This is a genomic window from Portibacter lacus, from assembly GCF_021533215.1.
GTDB lineage: Bacteria > Bacteroidota > Bacteroidia > Chitinophagales > Saprospiraceae > Portibacter > Portibacter lacus.
This window is the reverse complement of sequence record NZ_JAJNKA010000002.1, coordinates 437,086-458,547: the sequence shown is the minus strand read 5'-3', so window position 1 is coordinate 458,547 and position 21,462 is coordinate 437,086. Positions and strand designations below refer to the sequence as shown.

Below are 21,462 nucleotides of genomic sequence, written 5' to 3'. Positions count from 1 at the left end.
TATGAAAAACGATATAATAAAATCTATTACTATTTTTTTACTGCTTATCACAGCGAATGTGATCGGCACATCGCAGTCTGATTATAAACTTGCAGAACAGGATTCGTTAGCTTTAGTTGCTTTTTATTGGGCAACGGATGGTCCGAACTGGACTTCGAATCAAGCAGGTTTTAGTATGTCAGACCTTTCCACAGAATGGCAAGATACTTATGATGGTCAGTTTAATAATTGGTTTGATGGTCCTGTCAAAGATTGGTTCGGGGTAAAAGTAGAGAAGAGACCCATTGTGAACAGTGTGGATTCTATCTACAGAGTAACTTGGTTATGGCCAGTTATCGGAAGGAGAACGGATGGTCAAAATTTACTAAATGGTTATGTACCTACGGAAGTGGGCTTGCTTACGGCACTTGAGCAAATCAGGTTAAATGGTAATGATGGATTCACAGATGAATTAATTCCAGATGAATTATACCAACCAACGTTAAGATACTTCGATACAGAATCGTGTTGGTTTGCAGGTGGGCTTTCAGATGAGTTCCGAAATTGTACAGATATTAGAAAAATAAATATTAGGTATAATTTCTATGACTTTATGCCGAATCTTGACTTCGTAGGAGAAGAGGGTGCAAGAAATTTCGAAGGCTCACAATGGTTTTACAATTCCAGATTATCCTATTTCTATATGGAAAGAATTGTTGACTTTTTCTATACAATTTCTCCTAATCCAATGGAATTTGGATTCGAAGCGAGAGACATGTTTGATGTGGGAGATGAAATAGAAATTGTTGCACCGGTGGGATCGAGCGTGGAAATGGTTTGTAATGATGCAGGAGTAAAAGAAGAATTTATTACTTATCAGTGGTTCAAGGATGGCTTAAGTAAATTCGGAAAGAAAGATAAGACCTATTCTTTGGCAAGTGTGAAGGAATCAGATTATGGACATTATACAACTCGGATTGAAAATGAATATGTTAAGTCTTACGATGGGAATGGCAACTATGGAGAAGTATTTACAAAAGGAATCCATTTAGTTGCTGAACCAGCTACACCTACGATTACTAAGTCTTTCGTCGCGAACAATGGCCAATACATTGACCTATATTTTTCTAAGACGATGACAGATGCAACTGGGTTTACGGAAATGAAAGTTTCTGCTGAAGGAAGAGAAATTGCCGTAGAAAGCGGTCTTGTTCATGGAAGGATAGACAGACAAGTTCGGTTGTTTTTAGAAGAAGCCGTTAAGGAAGGAGAGATGGTTACACTTTCATATGATAGTGAAGTTATTAAGGATAAAAATGGAGGTGTCTTATTATCTATCGCAGATATGGAAATAGAAAATAGAACTCGATTTGCACCTTCTATTCTTGAAGCAGAAACAACATTGGATGGAAGTGGAATCAGGGTTTCGTTTGACTATTTTATCGATCCAGCATCTTTGGGTTCAGCAAGTTTTAATGTAGAAGGAAACACATCTTATAGCGTTGAGAATGTAAGTCTTATCGATGGAGATGTTGATAAAGATATCTCTAAGACGATTTTGCTAACATTATCAGAAAGTATTTCAGACAGCGCTGAAGTCATTACTGTCCAATATATGGAAGGTGGAATCAATGGATTATATGGTGGGTCATTAGAAGAATCGGATTTAATTCCGGTCGATAACAATGTTACGGTGGATAGAACGACGGTAGTTATATCCTTTGAAGATGGAAGTGATGCATTAGAAAATGTAGTGATCAAGGGCTCATGGAAGGCAACTGCTGTTCAACTTTACGATGACGGAACGAATGGTGATGCGGTAGCAGCTGATAACATATGGACCCTTGAAACAGGCCTAGCGGATGATGATTATAAATGGGATGTTTACAGCAGAGAAATCATTAGTTCTTTCGATACGATTACATCTGTCGATACGCTGGGAAATGTTACGCTTACACTTATACCAAAAACATCTAACGCTGATTCATTGCTGAACGGAAATTTCATTCTTGAATTTTCAGTTGGTGATGATGTGGTAACTGGAGATACGGTTTATGGTATATACAATAGGGACGTAATCTTTAATGTCAAGTTAGATGCTGGGGGAGATGATGTCTACTTGATGGGCATTAACGATGACTGGAATGATGGATTTTTAATGGAAGCCTTGGGTGATAACGTTTATACTTATACCCTTCCAAAACTTACCGCTGGTGATTTTCTAAATTATAACTACAGGAAAGGAGAAAGCTGGGAAAATGAAACCCCAGATACGAGAACTTATACGGTTAAAAATGGAGAAAATGTCATCAATGATGAATTTGGTATTTTTTCAAATGTTGAGGAAGACGAAATTGCCAATTTAAAAGTTTTCCCTAACCCATCACTAGACAAAAAATTTACCTTAGAGGGATTCGAAGGATTTAAAACACTGAAGATATATAATGGCCTTGGTCAGTCGGTCAAGCAAATATCCATAGAGCATAAGTCAAACTTGAATTTGGACTTGTCACCTTTTCAAAGCGGTGTTTATTATTTAACAGCCGAGAATCTTGATATAGAAAAAATAGTCACCTTTAAATTAATATTGAATTAAGCATTATCAAAAAATCTAATTATATGAATAAAGTTTACAAATTATCAACATTATTACTTTTCCTTATGATTTTAGGAAATGTAAATTACACTAGTGCGCAGACAGCGGAAGCGGATTCGCTTGCACTTGTGGATCTCTACAACGAATGTGGAGGAACGGATTGGTCAGGATTTGATTCTTGGTTAAATGGTCCGATTAGTACATGGGAAAAAGTGACGGTGGATAGTGCCACTCAACGAGTAACTCATGTGGAATTCAAAGACATGGCTCTTGTGGGAACACTTCCAGCTAGTTTAGGGAATTTAGACCAGATGGGAGGAAAGATTGAATTCAGAGATGATGTATTATCTGGAGAAATGCCATCATTGTTTTGGAAATGGGTAAATGTAGAACGTTTCCAGATGAAATTTGCCGGCTATACTAGTGTGAATACAGATGGTATGGAAAACATGGTCAATCTTACTGAGTTTAATACAGAAGGAACGCCAATTTCTGGAATGGCTCCAGCTAAGGTTTTTACATTGCCATCAATGGTTAAAGTTTACATGCATAATAATGAAATAGATGCACTACCTGCAGAATTTGCTTCTGTTGCTGGACTAGATAGACTTTATTTGAATGGAAATAATCTGACTGAACTTCCAGATATGTCTGGTATCGTTTGGAAAGATGGTGCAAAAGTAAGATTTCAGGATAATAACCTGACTTTTGAAGATTTAGAATCTAATGTGGTTTTAACAGAAGACACGCTAGTTGCAGAATTTAACTATTCTCCACAGGCAGTTGTAGGTGAGGCTGTGAATATGTTTCCAGCTTTAGGAAGTGATGTTGAATTAGTTGCAGGAGTAGGAGGTTCAGCGAACACTTACACTTGGGTAAAAGGTGAAGACGATGTTGTAGGAGATTCTGATACATTGACAATAGCAGGATTTGATGCTAGTTTAAATTCAGGAAATTACTACGCTTTAGTTCAGAGTTCATTAGTTCCTGGATTAGATATCACAACAGCTCCAGTAGGACTTTTTGAGTCACCTTTAGCAATAGATTCATTAGCACTTGTTGATTTATACAACGATTGTGGTGGAGCTGATTGGGGATTTGATACATGGTTAAGTGGACCGATTAGCACTTGGCAGGATGTAACTGTGGACAGCGCAACTCAGCGAGTTACACATGTAGAGTTCAGCAGAATGACTTTAACAGGTACATTGCCAGCAAGTTTAGGAAACTTGGACAAAATGAGTGGAAAGATTCAATTGAATGATCAACCAGGATTAACTGGAGAATTACCAGCCTTCGTATGGAACTGGGTTGATGTAGATCGTTTCCAAGTTAAGAAATGTGGATTTACATCTATGGATGTAACAGGCATGGAAAATATGGTGAATCTTACTGAATTTAATTCAGAAGGAACTCCTATAGCAGGTATGGTACCAGGAATTTTATTTAACCTTCCAGCAATGGAAAAATTATATCTACACGATAGTGAGTATGATGCATTGCCTGCTGAATTCGCTTCTGTTTCTGGGTTAGATCGACTTTACTTGAACGGAAATAATTTAACAGAACTTCCAGATATGTCTAGTATCATATGGAAAGATGGCGCGAAAGTAAGAGTACAGAATAACAGTTTGACATTTGAAGATTTAGAATCGAATGTTGTTTTAACAGAAGATACGCTAGTTGCAGAATTTAACTATTCTCCTCAAGGATTAGTTGGTGAAGAAACAGTTTTATCACCAGCAGCAGGAAGCAATGTTCAATTAGTTGCTGAAGTAGGAGGAACAGCTAACTCTTATGTTTGGGTAAAAGGAGAGGAGCAAGTAGGTGAATCGGATACTTTTACAATCGAAGCATATGATTTAGAATTGAATTCAGGTACATATTATGCACTTGTTCAGAACACATTGGTACCAGGATTAGATATTCAGACTGCGAATACTTATTTATTAGGTAATGAGCCAATGTTAGATTCACTAGCATTAGTTGACCTTTACAATGATTGTGGAGGATCAGAATGGTCTGGTTTCGGCAATTGGTTAAATGGTCCGATTAATACTTGGGAGGCAATTACAATAGATAGTGTAAGAAGAAGAGTGGTAGGTATAGATTTTAAAAATATGAACTTAACAGGTACATTACCAGCAACTCTTGGTGATTTAGATGAGTTAAGTGGAAAAGTTGAATTCAGAGACGATTCTTTATTAGTTGGTGAAATTCCATCATTCCTTTGGAATTGGGTGAAAGTTGATCGTATTCAATTTAAATTTACTGGGTTCACAAGTGTCAATACTGACGGCATGGAAAATATGGTAAATCTTACTGAGTTTAACACGGAAGGAAGTCCGATAGGAGGAATGGCTCCAGGTAAGATCTTTACTTTGCCTTCAATGGTTAAAGTATACATGCATGATAACAACCTGGATGACTTACCAGCAGAACTTGCTACTGCTTCAGGTTTAGATAGACTTTATCTTAACGGGAATCAATTAAAAGAACTTCCAGATATGTCTGGTATTGTATGGGCAGATGGTGCAAAAGTAAGAGTTCAAGAGAACAACTTAACTTTCGAAGATCTAGAATCTAATATGGTATTAACTCAAGATACACTAGTTGCAGAATTTAACTATTCTCCTCAAGCAAATGTTGGTTTACCAGAAGTATTAGAATTAAATTCTGGAGATACATTAAGACTAGCAGTTAATGTTGGAGGAACAGCGAATACTTACACATGGTTCAAAGGAGAAGATGATGTGATTGCTGGCGCTACGGAGTCAAACTTACAGATTGATAGTGTTGCTGTGGAAGATTCTGGTGAGTATGGTGCGTTTGTTCAAAACACACTGGTGCCTGGATTGGATATCTTTAGCAATAAGTTTACAGTAACGGTTACTCCTCCGTCAGGAACAGAAGAAATTGATTTTGAAGGATTAAAAGTTTATGGTAACCCTGTAAATGAAAGAATCATTCTTACATCTGATGAAAACATAAGCGATCTTTTCGTTTATGATGTGAACGGTAAGATGGTGATGAAATTCGATGTGAATGCACAGAATGTAGACGTTAATGTTACAGGTCTTAATGCAGGCTTATACATTATTCTGATTGCAAATGATGCTAAATATCAGACGATAAAATTTGTTAAGAAATAATACTTTTCTAAACATACAAATCATTGAATGGCCTTCGTTTTCGAGGGCCATTTTTGTTTTTAGTAAAAAGGAAGAGTAGCTTAGATAGATAGCTTGAGCAATTATGGATTAAGCGATCCGAAAGCGCAATATCGATCTGACAGCGCTTCCAGCGATGTAAGATCTGTTCTAGCAACATTGATGTCATCGCGGAAAGCGATAACATCAGAACAACTTATCTTTCGACCTGAAAGTGCCTATTCGATCTGACAGCGCTTCCAGCGATGTAAGATCTGTTCTAATAACATCAGGAGTTAGACTCTACCAAGGAAAAAGTAAATCAATACCGTAATGACGACAAGGATAATACTTACACCTTTTGCCAGCTTCCACGGTTCTAAATTGACAACTCCAGCATCCTTCATAACAAATCGTTCCTGCATAGGATACGCTATCGACACCAAGTGCATAACAATGATGTTCAATACAAATTCCATTCCCCAGATATGTACAAAGTGTAGGTTCAGTTTCAGTACGAAATTGCATACAATGTAAAACGCAAACCCAAACAAAAGTCCAGCTTTTGCACCTGTTGCAGAGACCTTAGGAAATAAGAATCCAGCAAGGATCACACTCGCAATCGGTATAAAGAAGATCCCATTTAATTCCTGAAGCAATTGATAAAGACCACTAGGTGCATTCGCCACAAATGGAGCGATTATTATAGCAAATGCAGCCAGTATAAAGGAAGTCCACTTCCCAATTCTAACTAATGAAAGTTCACTAGCTTTTTTTACAATATATCGCTTATATATTCCAAGACTAAAAACTGTTGCTGCACTGTTCAACGTACTATTAAATGTCGTTAAAATCGCACCCATCATAACCGCTACGAAAAATCCTGTCAGCCATGTAGGCAATACCATTTTTACTAACCTTGGATAGATAGAATCTGGATCATTGTAATATTGATCTCCGAAGTAGTAAAAGGCGATTAGCCCTGGTAATACAATAACTATCGGAATCAATATCTTAAGCATTCCGGTAATCAGAAGTCCTTTCTGTGCTTCTTTTAAATTGACCGCACCAAAGACTCTTTGTATGATAGACTGGTGCATGGTCCAGAAGTAAATTTGATTAATCATCAAGCCTGTAAACAGGACTTCGAAGGGAAGAATGGCATCTCTAGCACCTTCACCTATACCGGATTCCCTACTGATCACATTAAACTTATCCGGCGCATTATTAAATACTTCTGTAAGACCACTAAACATATTTCCATCTCCGATACTGATTAAGGCAATAATAGGCACCATTAAGCCTGCGACCAATAGCCCAAATCCGTTTATCGTATCTGTATAGGCAACCATTTTCAGACCACCAAATATGGCATAGGCTGCTCCTATCGTTCCCACGATTAGAATGGTTATCCATATTCCTTGAGATTTCGAAACGTTCAGCAAGTCTGAGATTTCGAAAATCGCTTCTATATTCAGTGCTCCAGTATAAAGAACTATCGGAAGTAAGGTTGCTACGAATGAAATTATCAATAGGAGTGCCACAATGGTCCGAGTCATCCCATCAAATCTTTTTTCGAGAAATTCGGGAATGGTGGTTAGCCCCATTTTAAGATACTTAGGGGCAAAATATAATGCCGCAATAACTAAAGCCAAAGAGGAAGTAACCTCCCAAGCTACGATGATTGCTCCGTTTCTATAAGAGGAGCCATTCATTCCGACGAGATGTTCCGTAGAGATATTGGTCAATAATAAAGAACCTGCAATCACAATTCCAGTAAGCGATCTTCCACCGAGGAAGTAGCCATCTGAAGTGTTGAGTTTGTCTTTTCGTAATTTATAACTTGCAAAAGCAGCAACGAATCCTGTAAACAGTAAAAAGGTGAATAAAGTCATACCATAAATTAAAGCATTAATGGTGATAAATCGCAAAATACTCCATAGATAATTTGCTAAATTTTAATGTTGAAAAAAGAAATTTTAGGAGCGGGATGAAACAACAATGTTTTATGGTAGAATAATGCTATTAATCGAAATAAAACAAGTAGGAAGTCTAGTGAATAATTCTGAAGTGCAAGGAGGATTGAAATAAAAAATCTTGGTGTCAAGATAATTATAGAATCGAAATACTATTTGACGGAAACTGCCTTGAAACTTCTCCCTAGCTACTTAACAATTTTTAACTCGATCACTTCACTTTCATCTAGGTCGGAACTTAAAACGACAGTTTGTTTCTGACCTTTATAAACATAACGAACCGCCATAGTATTTGGCGGTTTTTTTCCTAAGTTGATCGCATGGAGTAAAAGGAAATTCTTGCCATTAGCATTCAGCTTTACTTTCAGCGGATAAGGCTTCCCTTTGATGGGAAAATCTTCAAGTATCCAGTCCCCATTAAAATTGACAGAAACAATATCACCATCAATCATCTGGTGATCAAAAATTTCAAGTTCTACAACATCTGATTCAACATAAATAATATTCTTACTTAAGTTTATCTTCCGTTCCTTTAATTGATCTGGAATTTCTTGAATCATTGGGTCCATACTTGCTAATGGAACATTTTCCATCCACTTTACAGGATAAATCACTTGGTAAAAGTGAGGTATTTCTAATAACTTAAATTGCTTTTTTCGATCGATGGATTCATTATAAGCGTTCGCATATCCATTACCGTATCTGTTTACATAATTCAGCAACTTAGAATTGTGGTAGAAATAATATTTACCATAAAGTTTGTACTCCGCGTCCACAGTGGCTGTCTGAATAAATTCCTTTGCACCGAGTAAGAATTTATTAAGCTTGTCTTTCATTTCTCCTTTTAGATCTCCAGAAGAAATGGCGCCTTCTAGCACCTGAATTCCATCTGCCCAATTATCATCATTCTTGTACCTTAGACTTTCAAGCATTTGATAAGCTTGCTCATGTACATTTTCAAAATCGTTTCGTTCAGCTTTCTGACGCTGTGCAAATGTCTCAATCTGGCTCTTTAAAACCTTTTGATTTTTATAGAAATTTTCAAATAAGGTAACACCCTTTTCTAATATCTTATAAATTTCTTCTTGGCTCTTTCTATCGCTAAGATCATTTTCTGTGATGAATTGCTCAGCTTCGAATCGAATTTGGTTGATAGCCGTAATATCTTGTCGCATTTTCGAAGCGGTAGTATTAAGCGGTTGCTTCCATTCTGCAGACAGATCCAACGAAGCAAGTTCAGCGTACCATTCATACGGTGTCTTTTCATAGAACCAATGATCTGTATCTTCGAAAATATTTCGAGGGAGATCCTTATTAGAATAAAAATTTATCTGATGACTTTCGAGATCAACGAATTTATTTACGTCCTGATTAAAGTTTTCGAGTAGGCGATGTACAATGAGCATGCCATGGGTACACTCGTTGTTAAAGTCAATGTAAGAATTAACCGCGTCGATATTACTTGTCTGCGCATTCGCTTTTGCAAATACAACAAACATTAAAAGAAGAACCAAAAACCTATTCAATTGTGTGTAAATTTTGGATTGCAAAGTTATACAAAATCTGAGTAGTTCTGACGTGGTTTCTGTTGACTTATTTTTTTTCTCATGACTTCCAGGCTTTTTGCATCTGTGACCCACTCTTCTGTATAACCACATTGGACACATGTAAAGTGATCTAGTGGTATTACTTTAAAGTTAGAAATCATTATTTTATTGCCGTTCTGGCTATGTTTTCGTCCTTTGGCAACATATATTTCAGTGCATTGGCATTTAGGACAAGTATTCGTTTGACGCATAATATAATTGTTAGCCTAAATATATAAAATATTCTTTATCTTCTGATTACAGTAAGAATAAGGGCGGCTAATTCTAGATGACCTCTATTCCTCAGGTGCTGTATATTTAACCAGGTCAATTCCGATACCATTCGGATCTACAATTGCAAAATGTCGGTCGCCCCATGGTTCATCTCTTATTTCAATTTCTATCTTAACACCCTGGGACTTCATAGCATTATAGATCGCATCTACATCTTCCACTTCAATAGTGAGAAAAGCGCCCTTCCCGTCGAATGCATTCTGGAATATTGGTTTTTGGCTGGGGTGATTCGGAAGTAAGAAACTTATTTCAGCTTCTTTGTTCGGCGTATGCAGCAGAAGGTAGAATTCATTCTCGAAACTTACACCGAATTTCAATGTTTCCACATAAAATTTCTTCGTTTCTTCTAGTTTTTCAGTAATAAATCCAGCGTTTAATTTCATGTTCTTTAAGTTTTGGCTATATGTATTCGTTGCTATTGTGATGAATAAAAATACGATTAGATTTTTCATTATTTTTTATTCAAATGTAAGCGCTATCTCCTTTCTGGAATTGTAAATTTCGGACATAGTAAAAACAAAAAAGCACCACCACGATAAATTGTGTTGATGCCTTGTACTTAAAAAGTTATGACTATTTAATCCTAAGATTTGATATTTGTAAAATCTAATGCATTAATATTCAATGAGGTTGTCGGTGCAAATTCAGCAGAATTCATATAGTTAATCAAACTAGTTTTTAATTGCCTTGCAACTATCCGTTCATTCAAGTTTGTTTCTAAATCAATAGAAGTATAAATGAGTTGGCCACTTCCAACTTTCGCTTCGAAAACAGTTGCTAGCTTTCTATTTGTCACGAAATCGTAGTCCACGTACTCGATTTGGGAAAATTTCAGATAATACTACCCAAGTTATTGGTGCTAGTGACATGGAATAGATTCCTATTGAGACGACCACTAAGAATAAAATTTGAAGCCCTTTGAATTCGAAATAATATGCACTACTTATTAAAGCGTACACAATAGAAAGACCAAGCGCACCAAATATCATTAGTTTTCTTCTTCCTAGTGTGTCTACGAAACGCATTGCAATAAATAAAAACCCTCCTAATGCGGAAACACAGGCTAGAAAAAGGACGTACTTATAATTGAATTTTTCTTCCATCTCGATTAATCTATTGTTTTACTTCCCCACCAATTGTTCTTAGGGTCAAAGTCTTTATCTAAAAATTTCTTTCGCTGAGCTTCTAAACGAGGCATAAGTACTTCTTTCTTTTGCTTCATTTTTTCTACAGCTAATTCAGCACTAAACTGATCATCTTTCTCTCCGAAATTTGCATTCACACTTTTCAACCAAGACATCAACTGATCATTCATTTGACTTGCTTTCTCTTGGTTAGATTCAGCGAGGTTGTTTTGTTCCATTGGGTCTTTAGCAAGATTATATAATTCTAGTCTACCATCTTCTAGATAATTGATGATCTTCCAGTCTCCGAGGCGCATTATAGACGATGGCTCTCCTCCTTGGTTTCCGTAGTGTGGATAGTGCCAAAATAGAGGTCTTTCCTCCAGTGATTTGCCTTCTATGATTGGTTTCAAGCTTACACCATCGAGTACTTGATTATCAGGTTTGGAAATTCCTGCGTAATCAATAATAGTAGGATAAAAATCGATTCCACTTACTGGATAGTCCACGCTCTTAGCCTTTTCTGAAGGAACCCATATGAAATAAGGTTCTCTTATGCCACCTTCCCATTGATAACCTTTTCCACCTCTTAATGGATAGTTGCTTGTAGAATATGCATCTCCTGAAGCAACTCCACCGTTGTCAGAAGTGAAAATGATAATGGTGTTATCGATGAGTCCGGAACTTTCTAGTTCATCGAGGACTAATCCTACGGCATCATCCATTTGTTCTACTAGTCCTGCATACACAGGATTGTCTTGTGTAACTCTGATAGGAAGCAATCTTTCCATTTCGAAACCATGATCTGCTATCCCATTTTTTTCTGCTTTTTCTCTATATTTTCTCCACTTTTCTTCAGTTGTTTGGATCGGTCCGTGAACAGCATAGAAGGAAAGGTAGGCCAGGAAAGGTTTGCTTTTTTCTTGTTTTATGAAATCAACAGTCTCTTTAGCTAATCTCATAGAAAGGTTTTCTCCGGCTTCTTTATTCGGTAAGGAAGGGTTTTCCCATGGCGAAAAGTATCCACCTTTAGGGCTTCCTACTTCCCAGCCACCTTTGTTGATTTGGAATCCGTGATCTTCTGGATGTGAACCCACATCGCCTACATGCCATTTCCCAGTAAAAAATGTACTGTATCCACCGTCGCGAAGTGCTTCAGGTAGTGTCGTCATTTCTAACGGAAGTTTATGATTATAAGCTGCTGGAAGATATCGATCATTTCTATTTAGTTTTCTCCAGTCTTCACCGCTTCTAGCGCCTATCCAATCTGTGATTTGGTGACGTGCGGTGAACTGTCCTGACATGATGCTAGCTCGAGAGGGACTGCATACTCTACTTGCTGAATATCCTTGGTCGAAAACGATAGCATTTTTAGCAATCTTATCGATGTTTGGCGTTTCGTAAAAATCGCTTCCCATAAAGCTAAGGTCGTATAGTCCGAAATCATCCGCAAGGATAAAAACAAAATTGGGTTGAGATTTGCTATCCGAAACGTCGGTGCTTTTCTGGCTGTTGCAACTTATTAAAAGAGCAAGGCAAATAAATAAGAAAATTCTATACATCATTTATTTTTTTAAGTTCTAATTTAGGATTATTATCTTTTTTGGTTGTGATATTGGATAAAGAGATGGATAATCTTACATCTTGTTATCAACTTGGATTTAGATAAAATCTTTGTTTTTACTTTGTTTAAAATCTTAATTTCCCAAACTATATTTGTTTGATATCAAAACTAGAGAAAATAATATTGGTTGGTAATAGATAATATGATGCTAAATATGGACAATCCAACAATTGCCTTTATTTAAAGTTTTTATGTGATGTAAGAGCAATGGTTTCCTAGTTGAAAAGGATGGCTTTTCTAAACACTTGATATATAGCTGGGAGATAGAAAATTTGTGGAGGCAATACCGCTTTGAAAGGACTATTTAGGATTTGCTTTCAGCATTCGAGGAAGAAGAAAATATAAATAATGTGATAATGAAACGGAAACTGGATGAAGTATTGTTAAAGTGAAATGCGGTAACTTAACAGAAACTAAAAAAGCCCTACAAATGAATGCAAGGCTTTTATATCTTAAGCAGAAACTTAATATAAAATTAAGCTCCGAATTTTTCTAATCTGTATCTAGCTCCAAGAATCTCATTTCTTCTTCTAACAGATGGCTTTTCGTAATTCTTACGTGCTCTAAGTTCTTTAATGATCTTAGTATCTCTTAATTTTCTTTTGTATCTTTTAAGAGCTCTGTCTATTGATTCTTCTTCTTTAACGTTAATTATCAACATGTTATAAAATAATTGAAGTTTTGTATTTTTAAATTTTCCTACTTTGGAGGCGCAAATATACATTTTTAATTTAGTTCTTCCAAATTTTATTTTAATTCCTTTAGCCAAAAGTTGTTAACACCCTCTCCTTGTATGATTTCTAGCATTTGCAAATTCAACATTTCCAGCAATGCTAAGAATGTTACGATCGCATGAACTCTGTTTTCTAACCCTTTAAAAACCTCTTTAAACTCGAGTTTTTCCCCTTTAAGAAATTTGCTAGAGATATAATCTTGTTGATCTTCGACATTGTAACTATAATCAACAATGTGATGAACAGCCCTTGTTTTCTTATCTTCTAATTGATCTAGCACTTTCTGAAATGCCTTCATTAAATTAAAGAGCGTTAGATTTTCTAGCTCTTCATCCACCAGAGCTTTTTCAGCAATGATCTTCAGATCTTTCGCAATATTCCCTCGGTAGCTTTTCAGGGATCTTAGTTTTTCCAGTCGTTCCAGTTCTGGAATTAAGGCTTTAAATTGTTTATACTCCAGAAGTTTCTGAACTAGCTCTGTTCTAGGATCTATTTCATTTCCTTCCTCATCTAGCGCTTTTCTAGGAATGAGCATTTTCGCTTTAATCCGCATTAAAGTAGCAGCTACTAATATGAATTCACTCGCCACTTCGATATCCAGCTGTTCTAGATCCTGAATGTAGTCTAAGAAGTCCTTGGTCAACTTAGAAATAGGTATATCATTAATATCTAATTCATCTCTCTCAATGAAAAATAGGAGCAGGTCAAATGGACCTTCGAATTGCTGGAGATGAACCGTATAGCTCATTTACTTCCACTTAATATTACAGCCACCACTTGGATATTGCTTTTCTGGAGCTGCTTTTCCAGCTAACATATCGTCCATAGCATTTCTTATGTCTATTCCTGTAATTTCTCTATCTGTGTTAGGTCTCGCATCATCTATTCTACCTCGATAGTATAACTCTTGATTGTGATCGAAGACATACATGTCAGGGGTACAAGCCGCTTCGTAAGCTTTTGCTACTTCTTGAGACTCATCATATAAATATGGAAAATTATAACCGACTTCCTCCGCATGTTTCTTCATTAATGCTGGTCCATCCTGAGGATAATTTATAGCATCATTAGAAGAAATAGCTACAAATCCGATTCCTTTCGCTTTGTAATCATTAGCAAGATTTATTAATTCCTCATTGACATGGATAACATAAGGACAGTGATTACAGATAAACATAACAACCGTTCCATTTTCACCTTGCACGTCTGCATAAGTAAGTTCTTTGCCCGAAACCGTATCTGGAAGTTTAAAATCTGGAGCTTTCGTTCCTAAGTCGATCATTATTGATTCTACGTAACTCATATTTTATTTAAAATTTAATTGGGCTTATGTCAATGTTAAACCCAGAAATTGTAATTGATTCGCAAAGATAACAGTTTGTTGAGAAAAGTGTTTGATGTGGAAGTTGAAAAGTTAGTCTCTCGGAATAGTAAGTAAAAAATGGACTGCATCAGCGATGATTAATGTCGATTAAGCTCAATGATCCCTTCGTACCTCGGGCTCAGTGATCTTTCAGTATTTAGCTGTCAGATCGGTTCATTAATTATCGATGCACTGTTTATTTACTCCCATAACATAATTCTCTACGACATTAATCTCATCCGCCACTTCAGCTCCCTTGAAACCATTGATTTCAGAATCACTATGCTTCTCTTTGGCCATTGACATAAAATACTTAGATAAGGGCATGTAAGACCAATGCCATCTTTCTTCTTGATACCCATTAGGTCTTAATTCATCCTTTGCGGTATAAGGTCTGCAAAAACCAAATTCAGCTGCATGTTCTTCTAGCCAATTCCACATTCTTAAGCCTTCTCCTTTTTCGAACCATGAGTTATTGAAATTATTTAGGTCAATGTCAGATCCCCAATGATGCCGAGATGTTCCAGGCATAGAACTATATTCTAATATTTTCAGTGCTCTTGTGACAGGGTCTTTTATGGCACTTTCTTTCTCCCACTTTCTTTCCCAGATTCCTTTTTGATAATCAAAATTTCTTGTAGCAGATCGGATTACCAAATTTACCGAATCTAATCTTGCTGCTTCTCGCATAAGCAGAAACGCATTATAGGTATCCTTGTGAATGTACATTCCTGAACGATCCGCATACTTAGCCTCGACGACAACGTAATCCTTATGCTTAGCTGGATCGAAATGTCCCATCAGCATATTAAAACCATAACTATGGTAGGTCGTATCAGCTGGATTCGCAACGATGGTTTCACTAAGGGGCTCTGAAGCAACATTGACCTTTATAGGATCAGTATTTTCTTGAGTATTCCCTTCACCTTGTTTTGGAGCGCAAGTAACGAGGGCAAATAATACAATACTAAACTTCCACATGGTTTTGAAATAATTTTCTATTCTTAATTATAGGGACTAATTTGGCAGGAACCATATCCTCCCATTTTCCATCATCCGCAAGAATTGAATTAAATACTAAATAAGGAAAGATATGCAAATTCTCTCTATTATAATTATCTACTGGAACAATCTGCTGGCTATCTACTAAGTGCCTATACAAAAATCGAATCCCTTCTGGGACAGGCAAGTTATTCGCTTCCATAATCTCAGTACTTCCTTCTTCTTTCAACGCAGGATAAGCGTAAATCAATATGTTACGAGTGAAAAGTTCTCCAAAAGCAACGAGCAAACGTCCATCTCTATTGGATTCGTACTTGTTATTGATAATATCCAATAATTCATGGACACCGATTACTAATCCCAATTTCTTTATCTTATAATCCGCAAGGTAATTAATGAGTCGCTGGTGGTTATGGCAATTAGAAATAATAAAAGTCTGTCCTAAAGCTCCCAGTAAATCAGCCCTTGCTAGAAAATCTTCGTGATCTATTTTTCCATCTTTCACTAAGTTCTCCAAGGTTAATTCACAGACCACAAATGATTTATCAGGGTCTACATCCTGTTCGTTTTTAAATTGATCGAAAGAAGATTTTATAACATCAATTGTTACTTTTGTCGGAGGTCGGAAGTGACCTCGAACCACCATTAATGAACGTTTGTACAAGAATTCAGAAGCATGTACAGACTGGCCATCTGGACCGATCATTGTGACTTCGGTTAGTCCATATTCTAGCAAATAGAGACCTAGTAATCGATTATCTACATGGTCGAAATCTGGGCCTGTAAGCCTAATCATGTCGACCTCTACCCGCTCGTGCAGTCCATCTAATAAGGAAGCAACGAATGCTTTAATGTCGTTCTTATAAAAATAACAAGAATAGATCATATTCACTCCTAACTTACCTACCGCCTCTTGCTGTAATTTGTTATTGGTATCCTTCATTTTAACGTGAAGGACAAGATCATTTGGTTTTCCGTTAGGTGTCAATTGAAACCGAACTCCTAGCCATCCGTCACCTTTTATCGTCTTTGAATAATTGATGGCAGAAACCGTATCTGCGAATACAAAAAATGTGGAATTAGGAAGTTCTGTTTGTAATCTCTCCACCATTAAGTCATACTCATGATCTAACATTTTGTAGACTCTAGATTCACAAACGTATCTTCCGGAAGGTTCTTTTCCGTATATCCGATCAGAGTAAATTTTATCGTATGCGGACATGGTTTTAGCAATGGTTCCAGCAGCAGCACCCACTTGAAAAAATATTCTTGCCACCTCTTGTCCAGCCCCGATTTCAGCAAAGGTTCCATAAATCTGTTGATCAAGATTTATTTCAAGTGCCTTTTGTTCATTCTTTAATATCAAATGATCCATTCTCTTTCTTATTTATTCTACAAAAGTATTAAAAATTAAATGGGCGGTGAGATGAAATTGTTGTGGATTTGTTATTTCTAAGAACTAGTACAAGTGAGGCATTATCAGGTTAATAAGTGAAAAAGGTATTTCATAGAATGAATTGTTTTTTGAAATCGAAATACGATATAGATTACAAAATCAATCAAGCTATAAACTAATAGAGCTCCTCTAGCTCCTATAACTTAAGGGATAAATGCATCGAAAGTTAAATTGCCTTCTACATAATCTGTGTGATAAGGAGGTCGTAGCAAATTCATCCCATTTTCATAAGTGTTTGACTTTTAATTGTGCTTAACATGGATCATAACAGCACCATCTGTCGATGCTGAAATTGCAAAGGTATCGGTTATTAAACCACATTTATTAACTTATATTATTATCTGGTCATTAGGGGGCTGAATCATAATATTGAACTTAAATCGTATTTAAATATTCTATCACCTAAATCACTTGTCATACCATAAACTTTATTATTTGAATCTACTGATATTAATCCTATCGGTTCTTGAATTTTCAACTTCGCAATTAATTTGCCTTCCCAATTCATAACTATCAAATTCGGATGATAGTTTTCTGGATCATTTTTTACATCTTTTTGTATTTTATTCGGGTTAATTAAAAAGATATAATCTTCATTAGATGTGCCAGACATAAAAGCTAATGCTTTTTGATCCTTTTTAATGATTTCATCAAATTCAAGGTTAGTTTCTCCTATTAATTTACCATCAAAATCATACATTTTTACGATGTTTTGCTTGTAATAAAAAGTAAATAATCTACTTTTTTTCTCATTCGACAGACCAAATTTGCTATAATACCTTTGCTTATCTATGATTTCTCGTTGAGGTATATCCTCTTCAGGATAAGACCCAAATTCTGATTCGATTATTTCATTTCCTTTAAGAAAAACATGTTCATATAAATCACCTTCACTTATTGAGTTAGCGATAAATAAATTATCATTTAATCTACAGAAGCCATTAATTATCCCAAGATTTTTACTTAAGTTTATAGACGGGGCTTCAATCACATCAAGGTTGTTCTTAATCTGGAATTGTCTAAATGTATATTTATCTACAAATCCAAATCCATTATTAATTCTGGATAGGGAATTATAAGAAACATATTTTATTTTATCGGGACCATCGCCTAGCTCACCCCAAGATTTTGAATTTTTAAGATCATCCAAATCAAATATTTTAAACAAGCTTTCATCATATTTATCATGAATAACCAAATAGTTATCTGAAATGATCATATCAGATGGTCGGTAAATAAATTCATTAATATGAATTACTTCTGCCGTTATATTTTTCTCTATAAAAGTCTCTGTAACACTTTCTTGTTTTTCATTGCAGCCAATGAAAAGTAATGCAAGAAAATAAATATTTAAATACGAGAATTTCATTGTAAAAATTAATGCTATCTGATTAATGATAACGTGAATCATTAAATTACTATATAAATTCTGTTTTATTATTTTTCACTTCTTGCTTTATTCTAAGTCTACGATATAGAAAACATTTCCTTTTTCACTTTCATGTATATAAGAGGAGGGCTTAACTAGAAATAAATCAACTTCCATTTTCGCAGTAAATCCCAATAATAATTTTGGTAACTTAATCGAATTGCTTTCACCTGATAATCTATCATATTTGTACAAATATAAATCTACTAAATCGTATGATTTAGGATCTATCATTCCATTGTTAAATTTAATACCGGTACTTCCAGGATCAATAAACGGTTTGTAAATAATGTAGAAAAATTGGGCATCAGATAAGAGCTTATAAATATTAGGCTGGATAACTTGTTCTTCAATATTAGCTCTAAGTTGGTATGACGGTGAATAATCAGGAATATCCATCTTTGTACTCTTCACCAATTCAAACCTATCCTGAATGGAATATGTACTTATCGTGTTATCTGGACTAAGTAAAATATGTATAAACTTATTTTCTTCAAAGGATGCCTTTAGCAAAAAATCAGCAGATGCTAAGGTAGGATTATCATCTTTGAATCCCTTATACAAATTCGTCTCATCATTTTCAAAATTATAGGTTTGTATGAATTTTGATTTTTCTTTAGACAAAGTTCCATCCTTTAAATACTCCCTTCCGTGTCTTTGAATGGCTATCAATTCATTATTAATATACGTTACTTTAAAGAAAACTGAAGTTGGATGAGAATTGGAAGTTTTAAAATCCACATTTCGGAGTAAGTTACCCTCACCATCATAAAAATGATATCCTTTGTCTGTCCATATGACTATTGATTCTTTATCATCCGTGTTAAAGTAGCAAGCAGACTTAAAGGAATATCCTGAGATAGATGTTGCCTGACCAGGAAAGGGAATCTTTATGGCCTCTTTAGTTTTTCGATCCAAGAGAAAAATCAATTTCTGCTTCAAACTGTAAAATAAGAATTTCGCATTATCCCCATCTTTGTCCAGATACTCCAAGTCATAGACACCGTCGACATACATAGAATCGACAATATTAAAAGATAAATCATCGAATACGCTATCACTGCGATCTTCGCAAGAAATGAATGCAATTATTGAAGTCAATACTGCAAGAATATAGAGTGAAAATTTAAGTCTAAATCCACTCTTATTTTTATTCATAAGGTTCTTCATTTTCTAAAGAAATCAAATTTTTATAATGCACTAAAACACAACGTTCTTAAACAAAATGAAAATTTTAGATTTTATTCCACGTGTTAATAATTAAACAAAAATTAATATGCATTTTAAAAATAATCAATTTTCTAACGCTACGATATAGAAGACATTTCCCATTTCATGTTCTCTTAGAATAGAAGATGGTTGACCTAAAAATAAATTGTCCTCCAATTTTGCCTTGAAACCAGGTAATAATTTCGGAAGTTCCACTGAATAACCATGACCAGTAGTGCGATCATGGATATACATATATATGACCACTTGATTTAAAGACGCGTCGTCCAATATGCCTGAATTATTAAAATTAACTTCTTTGGGATCTATGCCTAGTTTGTAAATCAAGTAAAAGTGCTTAGCATCTCCAAAAAACCAATATATGTCTGGGTTAATTAATAATTCCTCGTAGGAAAAACGAGGAATTGAAGGAGGTTCATAATTAGGTATTTCAATCTTTTCTTGTCTAACAAAATCAAAACTATCTTTTAAAGAATAGGTACTGATCGTGTTATCAGGGCTAAATAATATATGAAGATAATCATCTCCTTCAAAAACTACTTTTCTTTTAAATTCTCCGATTAATAATCTGGGGTCCTCATCTAGAAAGCCTTTATATAAATTAGAGATCTTAGAATCAAAACTGAATCGCTCTACGAGCCGTGAATCCTCGAATGAAAAACTTCCATCATCATTAAGATCTATAGCTCGTGTTTGATAAGCAAGCAATTGATCACCCTGCTCAACAGTATTGAACCAAGCTGATATAGGATGTGAATAGTTTGTTTTGTAATCAACATTACGATATAAACTACCTGTTAAGTCATAGAAATGATACCCCTTATTTGTCCATAAAACTATTGATTCTTCAGAATTAAAAGTAACAAAACATCCAGATTTAAGCCCATATCCTGACGCTGATGTTGCCTGTCCAGGAAATGGAATTTCAATTGTCTTTTTTGTATTTCTATCTATTAGGTAAATCATTTTATTTTTTAAACTGTAAAATAAAAATGATTCATTTCCCATATCTTTATCGAGATACTCCAAATCAAATACATTTTGAACATACAGTGAATCGACCACTTCGAAATGAAAATCAGACTTGCCAATTCTTCCATCCTCATTGCATGATATCATTAAAATAAATAAAATGCTAAGACAAGATGTTAAAATTAAATTGCGTGAGTAGTTAAAAATAGTCTCACGCAATAAAATCAAAATAATTATCATATTGAATTTCATGATTAATATGGCTTTATTCTTAGCATGGATCATAACAACACCATACTAAAGCATCATCATGAGGGCAAAATTCTGCTTCACCATTAATAGGATCCCAATGAATTGTTCCTTTACCTTGACTTAAACCCTCTGCACATACACCCACATTTGCAGAAACTGGTAGATAAAAAATAAACATAACAATTAATACAAATACACCTTTTAAAATATTCATAACAATTAAATTTTTCCTAATTTAAAATTTGGCTTAGGATTAACCGAAATAAGTTAGACATTTTTGAGTCTATAATTACTTTATAACACTCAAGAATGTTAAACAATTAACACCTCGGCAATATACTGTCATTCAATATATTACACAACCCTCCTAATTGAATTTAATTGAATTTAATTGAAAATTTTAACATTTTCAAATTGCCAAAACCACCCAATATTTTTATATATTTAAGCACCCCATTGTACATGAACAACTCTACATATGACGAACCATGAAATCACTTTCAGTCCTTTCAAGACTAGAACTCGCTTAGCAAAAGAGCTAAAAGTCACGCCTCATTTCTTAAAACAAAAGCTTTCAGAAAAAGGAATAACAGTTCCTCCTCGAAAACAATTAGATATCAAGCAACAGCGAGCAATATATCTCTGTATCGTAGGTAAGCATATCATTAAAAACACACCCTACGAAAACTTATAGTT

General features: G+C 35.2%; 18 protein-coding genes. 3 read left to right on the top strand and 15 right to left on the bottom strand.

Annotated elements, in window-relative coordinates; translation table 11 throughout:
- Nucleotide 1: 1 nt before the first annotated feature.
- Both L2586_RS04380 and L2586_RS04375 read left to right on the top strand, forming a co-directional pair.
- The gene (locus tag L2586_RS04380; RefSeq protein ID WP_235291571.1) at nt 2-2,575 is read left to right on the top strand and encodes a T9SS type A sorting domain-containing protein; all 2,574 of its coding nucleotides are present in this window, start codon (nt 2-4) and stop codon (nt 2,573-2,575) included.
- A gap of 23 nt (nt 2,576-2,598) precedes the next feature.
- Nucleotides 2,599-5,727: a T9SS type A sorting domain-containing protein gene (locus L2586_RS04375; protein ID WP_235291570.1), complete on the top strand. Its 3,129-nt coding sequence runs from the start codon at nt 2,599-2,601 to the stop codon at nt 5,725-5,727.
- A gap of 293 nt (nt 5,728-6,020) precedes the next feature.
- Here the strand turns inward: L2586_RS04375 and L2586_RS04370 are convergent, their stop codons facing one another.
- From L2586_RS04370 to L2586_RS04300, 15 genes are all read right to left on the bottom strand, one after another.
- The gene (locus L2586_RS04370) at nt 6,021-7,619 is read right to left on the bottom strand and encodes a solute:sodium symporter family transporter (RefSeq protein ID WP_235291569.1); all 1,599 of its coding nucleotides are present in this window, start codon (nt 7,617-7,619) and stop codon (nt 6,021-6,023) included.
- A gap of 269 nt (nt 7,620-7,888) precedes the next feature.
- Complete coding sequence (locus L2586_RS04365; RefSeq protein ID WP_235291568.1) at nt 7,889-9,226, bottom strand: hypothetical protein; 1,338 nt, start codon at nt 9,224-9,226, stop codon at nt 7,889-7,891.
- A gap of 356 nt (nt 9,227-9,582) precedes the next feature.
- Complete coding sequence (locus tag L2586_RS04360; RefSeq protein WP_348535560.1) at nt 9,583-9,963, bottom strand: VOC family protein; 381 nt, start codon at nt 9,961-9,963, stop codon at nt 9,583-9,585.
- A gap of 200 nt (nt 9,964-10,163) precedes the next feature.
- The gene (locus tag L2586_RS04355; protein ID WP_235291566.1) at nt 10,164-10,376 is read right to left on the bottom strand and encodes a hypothetical protein; all 213 of its coding nucleotides are present in this window, start codon (nt 10,374-10,376) and stop codon (nt 10,164-10,166) included.
- Nucleotides 10,366-10,683 (bottom strand): MFS transporter, encoded by a 318-nt coding sequence (locus L2586_RS04350; RefSeq protein WP_235291565.1) that lies wholly within the window; start codon nt 10,681-10,683, stop codon nt 10,366-10,368. The genes L2586_RS04355 and L2586_RS04350 overlap by 11 nt, the downstream gene beginning before the upstream one ends.
- Before the next feature lie 5 nt (nt 10,684-10,688).
- Nucleotides 10,689-12,269 (bottom strand): sulfatase, encoded by a 1,581-nt coding sequence (locus L2586_RS04345; RefSeq protein ID WP_235291564.1) that lies wholly within the window; start codon nt 12,267-12,269, stop codon nt 10,689-10,691.
- Between the two features lie 534 nt (nt 12,270-12,803).
- Nucleotides 12,804-12,989 (bottom strand): 30S ribosomal protein S21, encoded by a 186-nt coding sequence (gene rpsU, locus L2586_RS24775; protein ID WP_235291736.1) that lies wholly within the window; start codon nt 12,987-12,989, stop codon nt 12,804-12,806.
- 86 nt (nt 12,990-13,075) lie between these two features.
- Nucleotides 13,076-13,810 carry a segregation and condensation protein A gene (locus tag L2586_RS04335; RefSeq protein ID WP_235291563.1) on the bottom strand — a complete coding sequence of 245 codons (735 nt, stop codon included), beginning with the start codon at nt 13,808-13,810 and terminating at the stop codon, nt 13,076-13,078.
- Entirely contained in the window at nt 13,811-14,365 is a 555-nt protein-coding gene (locus tag L2586_RS04330) for a thioredoxin family protein (protein ID WP_235291562.1), read from the bottom strand.
- Nucleotides 14,366-14,602: 237 nt separating this feature from the next.
- Nucleotides 14,603-15,406, bottom strand: a complete 804-nt coding sequence (locus L2586_RS04325) for a M15 family metallopeptidase (RefSeq protein WP_235291561.1) — start codon at nt 15,404-15,406, stop codon at nt 14,603-14,605.
- Nucleotides 15,393-16,802, bottom strand: a complete 1,410-nt coding sequence (locus tag L2586_RS04320) for a TonB-dependent receptor (protein ID WP_235291560.1) — start codon at nt 16,800-16,802, stop codon at nt 15,393-15,395. Before L2586_RS04320 ends, L2586_RS04325 begins: the two co-directional genes overlap by 14 nt.
- Before the next feature lie 442 nt (nt 16,803-17,244).
- A complete protein-coding gene (locus L2586_RS04315) occupies nt 17,245-18,252 on the bottom strand; it encodes a BF3164 family lipoprotein (protein WP_235291559.1) in 1,008 nt (335 codons plus the stop codon).
- Nucleotides 18,253-18,339: 87 nt separating this feature from the next.
- The gene (locus L2586_RS04310) at nt 18,340-19,470 is read right to left on the bottom strand and encodes a hypothetical protein (protein ID WP_235291558.1); all 1,131 of its coding nucleotides are present in this window, start codon (nt 19,468-19,470) and stop codon (nt 18,340-18,342) included.
- 135 nt (nt 19,471-19,605) lie between these two features.
- Nucleotides 19,606-20,661 (bottom strand): hypothetical protein, encoded by a 1,056-nt coding sequence (locus L2586_RS04305; protein WP_235291557.1) that lies wholly within the window; start codon nt 20,659-20,661, stop codon nt 19,606-19,608.
- Nucleotides 20,662-20,785: 124 nt separating this feature from the next.
- Entirely contained in the window at nt 20,786-20,980 is a 195-nt protein-coding gene (locus L2586_RS04300; RefSeq protein ID WP_235291556.1) for a hypothetical protein, read from the bottom strand.
- A gap of 264 nt (nt 20,981-21,244) precedes the next feature.
- On the opposite strand from L2586_RS04300, the gene L2586_RS04295 reads away from it, so the two are divergent.
- A complete protein-coding gene (locus L2586_RS04295; protein ID WP_235291555.1) occupies nt 21,245-21,460 on the top strand; it encodes a hypothetical protein in 216 nt (71 codons plus the stop codon).
- The last annotated feature ends 2 nt before the right edge of the window (nt 21,461-21,462 follow it).